General features: G+C 52.8%; 5 protein-coding genes. All 5 read right to left on the bottom strand.

From position 1 onward, the window contains the following. Positions 1 to 46 precede the first annotated feature (46 nt). The 5 genes from LEPIL_RS12290 to LEPIL_RS12270 all read right to left on the bottom strand — a co-directional run bounded on the left by LEPIL_RS12290 (position 47) and on the right by LEPIL_RS12270 (position 12,332). The gene (locus LEPIL_RS12290; RefSeq protein ID WP_002772843.1) at positions 47 to 6,784 is read right to left on the bottom strand and encodes a hypothetical protein; all 6,738 of its coding nucleotides are present in this window, start codon (positions 6,782 to 6,784) and stop codon (positions 47 to 49) included. 69 nt (positions 6,785 to 6,853) lie between these two features. Continuing rightward, positions 6,854 to 7,240, bottom strand: a complete 387-nt coding sequence (locus LEPIL_RS12285; RefSeq protein ID WP_002772842.1) for a hypothetical protein — start codon at positions 7,238 to 7,240, stop codon at positions 6,854 to 6,856. Between the two features lie 362 nt (positions 7,241 to 7,602). After that, positions 7,603 to 8,247, bottom strand: a complete 645-nt coding sequence (locus LEPIL_RS12280) for a response regulator transcription factor (RefSeq protein WP_002772841.1) — start codon at positions 8,245 to 8,247, stop codon at positions 7,603 to 7,605. Positions 8,248 to 8,441: 194 nt separating this feature from the next. Next, positions 8,442 to 10,904: a response regulator gene (locus LEPIL_RS12275; RefSeq protein ID WP_002772839.1), complete on the bottom strand. Its 2,463-nt coding sequence runs from the start codon at positions 10,902 to 10,904 to the stop codon at positions 8,442 to 8,444. 6 nt (positions 10,905 to 10,910) lie between these two features. Next, complete coding sequence (locus LEPIL_RS12270) at positions 10,911 to 12,332, bottom strand: RNA pyrophosphohydrolase (protein ID WP_002772838.1); 1,422 nt, start codon at positions 12,330 to 12,332, stop codon at positions 10,911 to 10,913. Positions 12,333 to 12,448: the final 116 nt, after the last annotated feature.

Raw genomic sequence — 12,448 nt, 5'->3', positions numbered from 1 at the left:
AAATCCTGTCGGCGAATCCGGCCCCGGGCTCCGATCCATGCGCTTTCTATCGCCCCGGTCCTTTCAGGATCTGAAGGCCGAGGATGCGCCGGTAGTTGATGTTCGTACGACCATTATCGACATTTGAATAGATGATCCCCTGAAGAATACTCCAGCTTTTATATGCTTTATCGGGGTCTTCGAGATCCTCGAAGAGCAGTCCCCAGAGCACACTCTGGCGTCGGTATCCGTTTGCCCGGCTTTCGCTGCCGTAGAGGGCGCCCCAGAGGAAGCTGTGTTTATCGAAGCCCTCCGTTCTGTCGGACTCCCGGCCATAAAGCACTCCCCATAGATAGAGGTCACGTTTGTAGCCCTCAGATTCTATCCTGGATCGTCCGTACAGGCCGCCAAGCAGACTGAAGCGGGAGTAGTCCGTTTCGCCCTCGCGCGGATACCTTCCGAGCAGATTCCAATCGCTCTCGTCGTTCAGCCAATCGCGCTCCGTTCGACCCTGTTTGAGATAGAGCAGCCCGCCAAGGAGCCAGAAGGTATGGGAATCTCGCTCTTTTATGCGTCCCCAGCTGAGGCAGACGATGTCGCAGTCGAAGGCACTGTCGCCTGTGCGCGTATGATAGCTGAGCGTCGGAACAAAGAGAAAGGACGATTCCTCTCGATTGCTGTGATAGCGCCAGAGCGGAAAGAGGGCGCTGGTAAAGGCATCTCTCTCGCCAGGAGCATTGTTCCTCTGATAATAGAGCAGCCAGCGCGTGTCGTATCCGCCCGCATAGCCCGACGTACTGCCGTACCAGTCGGCATCCGCAAGAAGGCCGTAGAGCATCTGTATGCGGAATATGTCCTGGTTTTTTCGCTGCGATGACTCCTGATGGTACATGCCAAGAAGCAGGTTCAGCTTTGAATACGCCGGTTCGCTTTCGTATTCATAAAGATAGAAGAAGTTATGATATGCCGTCTGCGCCGTACTGTGTCTGTAGAATCCGAGAACAAAATCCGTCGACTCTATGCCGTCTGCCTTCTTTTCACGTCCTCTGAAGTAGAGCGGGAACAGCGTCGTATAGCTGTTGTCGCAGTTTTCGCACGAACCCGCTTCTTTCGTATAATAGAATAGTGGATAAAAACGCAATCGGGTCGTGTTCAATCCTGAGGCCGACTCTTTGTTGTAGCGAAAGAAAGGCCAGAGCACGAAGCGGTCGGTCTCGCTTCTCTGCTTCGTTTCAGATGTATAACTTTTCCAGAGCGGGAAGAGGAAGTAGCTCGATGTCTCACTGTTCTCTGCTTTCTGTGTTCGCCTGTTTGAATAAAGCGGGAAGAAGGAAATGTCGGATTCCCGACCGTCTGCCGATGAATTTCCGCTGAATAGAAGGGCGAACCTCCAGGACGACGAACCGCTTTCGTCGCTTTCATAGGCATAGAGCGGACTGAGGAAATAGCTGGATCGCTTCCCTTCATCGTGCGAGCTGCGGCGCCAATAATGCAGCAGCGAGAAGGAGCGATTATGCCGGCCTTCTCGGTCCGAATACTCTCTCTGTGCGAAAACCGGAAAGAGATAGAAACCGCTGTCTTCTTTCTCAGCGGCTCCGTAGCTGTAGGCACGGCCGAAGAACCAGAGCATCGTGTGGTCGGTTTCTTTTTTTTTCTCATCTCTCGTATAACTGTACACAGGGAAGAGGAAGAGAGAAGAACTGCCGTCCCTGTCTGATGATCCTCCTGAAAACAGGGCGAAATTCCATACCGACGACGTCGCATTGGATTCCCTGTAATAAAGAAGCGGTAGCACGAAGGTACTGCTTTCGCGATCCGACACGTGATGGTAGTGCAAAAGCGAGAACGAGCGATTGTGCTGTCCGTCGTTTGCGTTCCAGCTTCTCTGTGCATAGAGAGGAAACAGGTACCACCCGCTATCGGAGGGTGATTCGTTTTCGCCTGTACCGGTGCTGTAGATGCGGCCGAGCGGCCAGAGGAAGCTATAGCTTGTTTCTTTTCTGTTAACGTCTCTTGAATAGGAGTAAAACGGGAACAGGTAGAATCCTCTGTCGCCGTTCGTTCTCTCGCTGCCTCCGGTCAGCAGAGCGATATTCCAGGATGAGCCCGATGTGTCTGCGTCGCTGTAGTAGAGCAGTGGAAGCAGGAATGTCGTCTTTTCTTTCTCAGAGGAGTGATGGTAGTGCAAAAGCGAGAACGAGCGATTGTGCTGTCCGTCGCTTTCTTTCCAGCTCCTCTGAGCATAGAGTGGAAACAGGTACCACCCGCTATCGGCCGGTGATTCGTTTTCGCCTGTACCGGCTCTGTAGATGCGACCGAGCGGCCAGAGGAAGCTATGGCTTGTTTCTTTTCTGTTAACGTCTCTGGAATAGGAGTAAAACGGGAACAGGTAGAATCCTCTGTCGCCGTTCGTTCTCTCGCTGCCTCCGGTCAGCAGAGCGATATTCCAGGATGAGCCCGATGTGTCTGCGTCGCTGTAGTAGAGCAGTGGAAGCAGGAATGTCGTCTTTTCTTTCTCAGAGGAGTGATGGTAGTGCAAAAGCGAGAACGAGCGATTGTGCTGTCCGTCGCTTTCTTTCCAGCTCCTCTGAGCATAGAGTGGAAAGAAGTAAGAGCCGTTATCCGCCGCCGATCCGTCTTCGCTCAGGCCTTCTGCGTAGATACGACCCAGCGGCCAGATGTAGCGAAAACTGCGTTCCTTTCTATCTCGAAAGTAAGAGTAGATAGGAAAGAAATAGTGAAAGGATTCGCTGTCGTCATACGTGCCGGAGCCTCCGGCAACAAAGAGCGCGTTCCAGGAAGATCCCTTTTGATCGAAGGTTTTTGTGATGGCCGGCAGAATGAACGTCCAGCCTTTGCCGCTTTTTCGCTGCGGATCATCTTCATGTTCGAATTGCGTGGAGCTCAAATATACCGGACTCATCGTCAGATAAGAGGTTGAATCTCCGTTTTCTGTCGTGCGGTGATAAGATAGCAGCGTGATCCATCGCGAATGCCGCCCCTCTTCATCCTTCCATTTACGATAGGCGAAAAGAGGGATCAGCCTTGTGCCGCTCTTCGTCGGATCGCTGTATCTATTAAAGAAGGGCCAGGGTGCGTACAGGTCGTGTTCATCTTTTTCTGCATCGTAGCTGCGAATATAGAATGGCCCACCGTAGGAGACCGTAAAGCTCTCGCCTTTCGTGTGGCGGCCGTAAACTGGTATAAAGAGCGGAAAAAGGGCGGTGTACTGTTCTTCCGGCGTGCTGTAATCCAGGCCAAGAAAAGGATAATACTTTAAATACTCGTTTTTGTTTGCGTCGTCCCAGGAGACCCATGCAAGCGGCAGAAAGCGAAAGTGGTGTCGCGTATCTGCCTGGATCTTTGTAACCCATCCGAAGAGCATCTGGAATTTAGAATAGCTCGATGTATTCTCGCGATCGAACGAGGCCAGGCGGTCGTTATGTATTTGAGGCGTGGTATCAGCGCTTTCACCCGTCTCGCTTCTTTCGCCGACCACGGTCGTCTCATTCGTTTCGGTCGTTTGTTCCGTCTTTCTCATCCAGCGTTGAAACGCCCCGCTATCGTACACGGGAAGACGAGAAGACCAGCCGACCAGTCCGTAACCCACATATGTATCGGTGTCGAGATAGATGGAGTCTCCTCTTATGCGGAGCATTGCGTCGGCCGTTGTGACGGCTCCCATGGCGTAAAGCTCCCACTCTTTTTCTTCGTCTTTGAAGCGATAATAAAATGGGAAAATGGTCGCGCCTTCGCTTTCTTCGTGGCTCCAGTTGAAAAACAGAAGCGTCCAGTTTGTATAACGCTCAGAGTCGCCCTCTCGCCATTGATGTCCGTAGTGGATCGGGCTGAGGCGATAGGCTTCAGATGTTTCGGGATTCGTCGAAGACCAGTAAAGAGGACTGAGCATCCAGAAAGAAGAATCCTTCTTCTCTGAATGATAGTAGAACGGCAGAAGGAATGATCCGGTCGACCTCTCTTCCGTTTGTGAATTCAGATCCCATTGATAGAAAGACAGCGCCCACAGCCTTTCTCTGGATCCGGTTATACCGTCCTGTTTACTGTAAAAGTACAGGGGAAGGAAGTGTTGCGTTTGAGTGAAATGACCGCTCTCGCGTTCCTGAGATGATGAGGAATTCCAGAGAAGCGCAATATTGCTGTAAGAGCTCTCTTTGCCGTTTTTATCTCGGTCGTTCGAACTGTAATAGAGCAGCGGGAAGAGCCAGCCGGATGATGCTGTGTCGTTAGCGGTGCTTTTGTTGTCCCAGGAGTAGTAGCCCGTAGCCCAGAGCGAGTCGTATGTGTTGCCCGCTCTGTCTTTTCCTTCTGTGGAATAAAAGAAGGGCAGAACAGAGTAGGATGAGGATGCGGCGCCTGATTCTGGATCTTTTGATGTGGAGCGGTTGTACAGGAGCGCGATATTTCTGTAAGAGCTCTCTCTGCCATGCTTGTCTGTTGAGCTTGAGTTGTAGAAGAGCAGTGGGAAGAGCCAGCCGGATGATGCTGTGTCGTTAGCGGCGCTTTTGTTGTCCCAGGAGTAGTAGCCCGTAGCCCAGAGCGAGTCGTATGTATTTCCCGCTCTGTCTTTTCCTTCTGTGGAATAAAAGAAGGGCAGGACGGAGTAGGATGAGGATGCGGCGCCGGACTCGGGGTCTTTTGATGTGGAGCGGTTGTACAGGAGCGCGATATTTCTGTAAGAGCTCTCTCTGCCATGCTTGTCTGTTGAGCTTGTGTTGTAGAAGAACAGCGGGATGAAATTTCCGGATGATGTCGTATTGTAGACGGCGTTTTTGTTGTCCCAGGAGTAGTAGCCCGTAGCCCAGAGCGAGTCGTATGTGTTACCCGCTCTGTCTTTTCCTTCTGTGGAATAAAAGAAAGGCAGAACGGAGTAGGATGACGATGCGGCGCCGGACTCGGGGTCTTTTGATGTGGAGCGGTTGTACAGGAGCGCGATATTTCTGTAAGAGCTCTCTCTGCCATGCTTGTCTGTTGAGCTTGAGTTGTAGAAGAGCAGTGGGAAGAGCCAGCCGGATGATGCTGTGTCGTTAGCGGCGCTTTTGTTGTCCCAGGAGTAGTAGCCCGTAGCCCAGAGCGAGTCGTATGTATTTCCCGCTCTGTCTTTTCCTTCTGTGGAATAAAAGAAAGGCAGAACGGAGTAGGATGACGATGCGGCGCCTGACTCTGGATCGCTTGATTTGGAGCGGTTATACAGGAGGGCGATATTGCTGTAAAAGCTCTCTCTGCCATGCTTGTCTGTTGAGCTTGAGTTGTAGAAGAGCAGTGGAATGAGCCAGCCGGATGATGTCGTATTGTAGACGGCGCTTTTGTTGTCCCAGGAGTAGTAGCCCGTAGCCCAGAGCGAGTCGTATGTGTTGCCCGCTCTGTCTTTTCCTTCTGCGGAATAAAAGAAGGGCAGGACGGAGTAGGATGAGGATGCGGCGCCGGACTCTGGATCTTTTGATGTGGAGCGGTTGTACAGGAGTGCGATATTGCGGTAAGAACTCTGTCTGCCCTGTTTGTCTGTTGAGCTTGAGTTGTAGAAGAGCAGTGGAATGAGCCAGCCGGATGATTCTGTGTCATTAACGGTACTTTTATTGTTCCAGGAGTAGTAACCCGTAACCCAGAGCGAGTCGTATGTGTTGCCCGCTCTGTCTTTTCCTTCTCCCGAGTAAAAGAATGGCAGAACAGAGTAGGATGACGATGCGGCACCGGACTCGGGGTCGGTTGATTTGGAGCGGTTATACAGGAGCGCCATATTAGTGTAAGAGCTCTGTCTGCCGGAGCGATCTTTCTCTTCGCTGGAATAGTAAATTCCGGGAATAAAGCGTCCTCGAGAGTAGGCGTCGGCATCGGCATATTGATCGTTATACGAGAAGTATCCGGGAACCCAGAGTGTATCATAGGATCGGTACTGGTTATGCCCTCTCGAATAGTAGAATAGCAGCGGGATAACCGGAGCGAGCGCTTTTTTATCCTTTGCAGATTTTGACTCCCGGGATGATAAATAAAAAAGCGGTAATAATAGTTGGAAGTCTGTCTGCATGTCAAGAGATCGGTCTGCTCCCGAAAAATAAACAGGAAGAATATGGAATCGGGAGCGTTCGTCAGACTTTTTACTTCGATAGAAAGGAATGAAGTAGAACGTAGTTTCATCCGCCTGTTGGTCCCGGGAGTAATAGTGTAAGAGCGGGAGGAGCGGGAACAGATGAACGGAACGTTCTGGACCCCATTCGAAGTGGCCGAGTAGCGGATGAAGCAAAAGCTCTTTCTGCCTTCCCTCTCGACGATACTGTATGATAGGAAAAAGCCCCCCTCTTGCCACATCTTTGCTCGAATCTTTGCCCCAGTAGACAGGACCGATCCAGCGCGTCACATCCCCATTCTGGTAGCGTGAGCCATACAGTAGAGATAGGAAAAGGGAATTCTGCTCATCCTTATACTCATTATAATAGACGGGAAGAAGGAAGGACATGGATCCCTTTCCGTCACGCGAAACCTGATCGTAGTACAGAGGGAAGATAAGCCGCCGCCTGCGGCTGTCTATCGTCGAATGCTGGCTGTAATAGAGCGGAAAGAAGCGCACCGACGTATATTTCGGATAGTACGTAAACTTCCATAGATGAAAGACGTTTATTGACTTCAGCGACTTGCCCTGTTCGTTCGTCCAGCTTTCGTAGTAGGCCAGGTAGCCGAGGTTAAACGGATAGTGCCCTTCGGCCTCGCTACCGGAGTATTCGGGCTCTTCAAGGTCTGACCATACCTCGCCGTGCAGCGGCAACGAAGGTCGCAATGCCAGAAGCAGCATGGCGAGCGCCGTAAGCAGCGGGCTCAGGGATCGAGGGAATTCTATTCGTCGGCGAGCAGACAAGGGAACCTACGGATTCGGTTGATTATCCTCGTTCTTCGGCCAGGCGCCTTTTAGAAGGTTGAAGCCGGATTCTACGATATCGACACCGCTGCGAGCGATGGAGCGGGCCGTCTGGTCGATGAGTTCTCCGCGCAGCACGTCGGCCATTCCTTCTTTAAAGCCCTTGCGTACCTCTTCTTTGAATTCGGGAAGAAGCTCTCGACCCGATTCTTCGAAGCCTTCTTTCAGCCGCTGCTTCACGATCTCGATGTACTCATCGAGTGCGGCGTTCAGTTTCGTGCGTTCGAGATATTTGAAATACAGGTAAAGGGCGACCGAGGTCATCACACCGCTGAGAATGCTCGAAAGGATGGCTGTCAGTATGATAGCGGAAAGTATGGACGGCGTTTCCATAGTTCATCGTGTGAGATGTCATCTGAATGACAATCTTTTCTTTAAAAATCGGTCCTGAGACCCATAGCTGCCTGTTAGGAGAGTCATGACCGGGTCTCGGGAAATGATGCGCTCTCGTTGCATGTGCCCGGAAGGTAGAGCGGAAAAGCGCCCCGGACGCATGTCCGGAGCTGAGGGGATCCGAGTGAGGTGCGGATTGGCGGGAAATCCCGCAATCGCAGAGTCCCCGAAATACTACCCGGAAAGGTCCGGTCGGTCTATATCCAATATGGTATAAAAAGTAAAAGTTCGGGCAACTATGGCTGTAAATGAGTCTCAATCGGCTTCAGAGGCGGCCCGTTTACAGGATTACAAATGGCTTTTTATAGAAAGCCGAGGTCCCGGGCTTTGCGCATCAGCTGTACCCGTGATCTCACCTGAAGTTTACTATAGATGCTTTTGATCTGCTGTCGGACCGTTCCCTCGGCCGTTCCAAGGGTGCGGGCGATCTCTGCCGCCGAATAGCCGCTGATGATCTCTTCAAGAACCTGTGTTTCGCGGGGAGTCAGAGAAACCGGCGTGCGGTCCGGGCCGCGAAAGAGGTGAAGCACCCGCGCGGCGATGGAGGGCGTCATGATGGCGCCTCCATCCATGACGCTGCGTACGGCTTCGGGCAGATCGATCGGCTCTCCTTTGAGCAAATATCCGATGGCGCCGCGTTTCAGGCAGCGCATGATCTCGTCGTCTGTGCGAATCGACGTAAGCATGAGGATGCGCATCTCAGTATTCTCATCGGCAAGCACCGATACCAGATCGCTTCCACTCATGCCGGGCAGGCCGATATCGATGAAGATCAGATCAAGGGTGATATTCTGCAGATCGTGGTAGGCCGCTTCTGCACTCTGCCAGGTATACACGTCAGAAACGCCCGGTAGCTGTTTCATCTGTTCGGCAAAGGACTGACAGAACAGGGCATCGTTCTCAACGATGCCGATGCGGATTCCCGATGCTGTCGCTTCTTCGTTCACAGAATTTCTGACGCCGGATCTATGGGATTGAATGGGCTCATTTGCCGGCAGAATTCAAATAAAAGCACTGAGCGTCGATCGTCAGCCCTTTTTCGATAGAATCTCAGGATCGCCCAGAGGGATTGATTCCATACAAATCTACCGGAGATACACGTGCAGGGCAACATTCGCATTGAGGGTGTATCAACCAGAATTCAAGGAAGCATCGATGGCCGACTTCGCTGACCGGTTAGCTTCATCTTGAGACGAAAGATATAGAATCCTCGTTCATTTTTTTCAGAACAGACTCCTCCTTCGTCTCGGAGCCTTTTAATAAAGGAAAGCCGACCGACGGTCTCCTGAGCGGATTGTGCCTGGAACGTAGCGCGAAAGGTGCCGCCCCGATAGGAGAGCTCCCATGTAGAGATGCCCTGTCCGTATTTGAGGTCGTTCGTGCTGATCTCAAGAAAGACTGCATAGAGAGCATGTCGTTGATGCAAATCGAGGTGATCAACGAAGCTTTCTTCTTCGTCGGTATCGAATCGAAAACGAATCCCTCTGCCGACGGCGGCGTAGCGTCGGTTCAGGATAACCTTCACGCCGTGCATGAAGTTATCCTGGATCAGCTGCATATCTTCTCTTTCATGGATGCGGTCGCGCAACGCTCCGAGGACGTTGCGCGCCAGGCGTCGGGCGCTTTCCACGCTGTCTCCTGGAGGTACGTCGGGTTGCATCGAGCCAAGCACGATCAAGAGATCGGTAAGATCTGATCCGACCATGTCGTGAAGATCGCCGACGAGAGACTGGCGTTCCGACCGCAGGCCCTCTTCTTCGCGCTGCTTTCTTCGAATGAGCACGGAGGCCTTTTCAAGCAGCTCGGGCGGATCAAACGGTTTCACAAGGTAATCGTCTCCTCCGAGGCGAAGGCCTTCGAGGCGATCTTCGAGGCCGGCCCGCGCCGTCAGGAATAAAAAGGGAATGCCGCGCAGTTCCCGGCTGGAGCGAAACCGCTGCAAAAGGTCGAACCCATCCATCGATGGCATCACGATATCTGTAATTACGGCATCGGGCGGATGATCGATAGCCAGATCAAAGGCCTCTGCGCCATCGGACGCCGTAATGACGCGGAACCGCATGCCGATGATTCTATGCAGATACTGACGCAGCTCGTCGTCGTCTTCTACGATGCAAACAAGAGGTCTGTCGGTTTCGCGTTCAAGGGCCGGTACAGGTAGAGCCGAAATCTCTTCGGGCATCGAGAAGCTTGATGTGATCCGCGCTGATTGCTTTTCTCTGAAGAGAATCGGATAAAGGGGCAGCGTGAGATCAAAGCTTGAACCCGCACCGTTACCCGAACGCAGCGTCAGGTCGCCGTTCATAAAGCGCGCGAGTTCTCGCGAGAGAGCAAGACCCAGTCCGCTGCCGCTACGCGATGTGCGAACGGCGCCAAATCGCTCAAAAAGGGACTGACGATGATCGGCCTCAATCCCCGGGCCGGTATCTTCGACCGAGATCGCAATCAGGTGAGATTGCTGCTTCACCCTGACCATGGCTCCGCCCTCGTCGGTGAATTTAAGGGCGTTTGCAAGCAGATTGATGAGTATGGTCTCGGTTTTTTCGATGTCGAGGCGCGTCAGCAGTTGCAGCGGTAGCTCAGATCGCAGGCTGAGACCGCGACTGCGAAAGGATTGATCGAAGATGGCAAGGATTCCACGCACGAGTTCGCATAGATCCACGGCTTCGAGATGCAGATCCATACGCCCCGAATCGAGCCGGGCCAGGTCTATGAGGTTGTTTACGAGCGTGAGCAATCTATTACCGTTCTTCCTGACGCTTTGCAGATAGTTGGCTAACTCTTCGTCTTCGGCTTTTTCAAGAAAAGACTGCAGAGGCGACAGGATAAGCGTGAGCGGCGTGCGGAATTCATGCGAGATGCCGGCAAAGAAGTTCGACCGGAATCGATCGATTTCTGTGAGCCTGGCATTTGCGGCTTTGAGGTTCTCGCTGGCCTCCGTATATTGCAGACGGATGCGAAACCACCAGGCGTTGACGATGATCCAGATCGCCGATAACGGAACGATCGTGCTGGCCATAGAAACGAGCGGTACCGGGATTTCATGTTGATTTATGATAATGATGCGCGCGAAATAGTATAGAAATGCCAACATCCATACGGCGATGAACTGAATCGGAGGGCCGATATGAAAAAAAGAAAAAGCGGCCATAAGAGCAAGGTTGGCAAGCCAGGATCGCGCATCGGAGTAATCGATATTCACGTCATGGAACTGGGTCTCCATTTCCAGGATTGTGATGATTCCCATGAGCAGTCCGAAAGAGCGCGACACTATCGTCATGCCCTGCATCTTCAGGAATCGCCGCGAAAAAATCTGTATATTCGACCACCTGAACAGTAGCGGTTGCACGATGATGAGAAAAGCGGCGATCCATTGTGCCAGCGTGAGTTGAACGTTAGCCGGAGTCCCGGAATGATATTCAAGCCACAGGCTGTAGGAAAAAGAAAGCAGCAGAACCGTTCCAAGGAATTGCGCTCCTCGAATCGACTGTTCATAGACTCTTTCGGCTTCGCGGGAAGCAGGCGGACTTATGAAGCTAACGATGACTGAAAGTCGGGACAGAACGGTCGTGAAGGCCGGTTTCTTTTCCGTTTCGGGCTTCATGGCACATCAGGGACGGGAGAAAAGCCAGCACTGAACGCGATGATCTCTTCCCATCGCCGTGACGGGCACCGGTTTATCGCAGGCATCAAAGGCCTTCGGGCATCGGTTGCGAAAACGGCATCCGTCGTCGTACTGAGCCGGCGCCGGCACCTGTCCTGGAATGGCCTTCAGTTCGTGTTTGCGTTCAAGATCTGGAATCGCATCAAGCAATCCCCGACTGTAAGGATGGGCGGGTTCTGACAGAAAGACGTCGACAGGCGATTCTTCAATGACCTTGCCTGCATACATGACGGCGAGTCGATCGGCGTACTGAGCGACAAGCCCCATATTATGCGTGATCAGAAGAACGCCGCACTGCTCCTCGGTTTTCAGCTCGACGAGCAGCTTCATGATCTGGGCCTGCACCGTCACGTCAAGGGCCGTCGTCGGCTCGTCGGCGATAATGAGCGAGGGTTTGAGAAGTAGCGCCATGACGATGACGACGCGCTGAAGCATCCCGCCCGACAGTTCATGCGGATAGGTAGAGAGCAATCGATCGGGATCGGCGAATCCGACACGCTCAAGAAGAGCAGGGATTCGCTGCGACGCTTTCAGTCCGCGCTCGGCGGCCTGCTCCGCGTGAAATTCAAAGACTTCGTTTAATTGCCTGCCGATCGTCAGAAGAGGGTTAAGCGCCTGAGCGGGCTCCTGAAAAATGACGCCGACCTCCGCTCCGCGAAGCCTGCGCAGCTCGTCGGGCTTCATCGCGAAAATCGATCGACCGTTAAACAGCACTTCGCCAGCGGCATATCCGCCGGGCTCGGGCAGCGTTCCCGTTGCGGCCAGAGCCGTGATGGATTTACCGCAGCCCGACTCGCCGATCAACCCGAGTATCTCGCCCGGCTTGAGAAAGATCGAAACCTCTTCGCAGAGCCGATACCCGTCGAGACCGATTCCAAAGCGGCGGTATTCGAGAACGGGCTTACTGGTGTCGGTTAAAAACCGGGCCGCTTCGCGGGCGATCCTGTCATAGGTTGGCCTTTTGAAGGAGACCACTTCCTTTGCAAGATCTTCCATCTTCATCCATTTGAGAGAATGGAACTCACGCTCATGCAGATCAAGTTGTAGATCGGCCGGATTCCCATCCCAGCGGAAGAAAAACCACTTCTGCTTCTGGCCGCGGAACTTCTTGAGGTGTTCGGGAATGTCTTCAGGGAATTCGTAGGTCAGCCATTCGCCGATCTCGCCGGCCGGTTCGGTGACCGCCAATCCGATCTCTTCGAAAAGCTCGCGCCTGGCAGCTGCAAGCGGCGACTCGCCGGCATCAATTCCGCCCTGGGGGAACTGAAAGCTGCCCGGATACTGAATGCGATCGCCGGCAAGGACATAACCCTCGCTATTAAAGACGACCATACCGACATTTTCTCTGTAGGGCTTTTCCTGCTCCATCACAGGATGATTCGATGCAGGTGGAGTTTAAGAACAAGTGATTTTCGTCCGTCTGATGATGATGCGAAGAAGAAAAAGTCTGTTCAGGAAGAGAGCGGACTCTCACTGTGTGGCTT

Origin of the sequence: Leptonema illini DSM 21528 (assembly GCF_000243335.1) — a bacterium.
Classification (GTDB): domain Bacteria; phylum Spirochaetota; class Leptospiria; order Leptospirales; family Leptonemataceae; genus Leptonema; species Leptonema illini.
This window is presented reverse-complemented; position numbering and strand designations above follow the sequence as displayed.

What these genes read in the sequence shown, in the direction of transcription:
- LEPIL_RS12290 (WP_002772843.1), bottom strand. Translation starts at nt 6,784, where the DNA reads ATGCTGCTTCTGGCATTGCGACCTTCGTTGCCGCTGCACGGCGAGGTA.
- LEPIL_RS12285 (WP_002772842.1), bottom strand. Translation starts at nt 7,240, where the DNA reads ATGGAAACGCCGTCCATACTTTCCGCTATCATACTGACAGCCATCCTT.
- LEPIL_RS12275 (WP_002772839.1), bottom strand. Translation starts at nt 10,904, where the DNA reads ATGAAGCCCGAAACGGAAAAGAAACCGGCCTTCACGACCGTTCTGTCC.
- LEPIL_RS12270 (WP_002772838.1), bottom strand. Translation starts at nt 12,332, where the DNA reads ATGGAGCAGGAAAAGCCCTACAGAGAAAATGTCGGTATGGTCGTCTTT.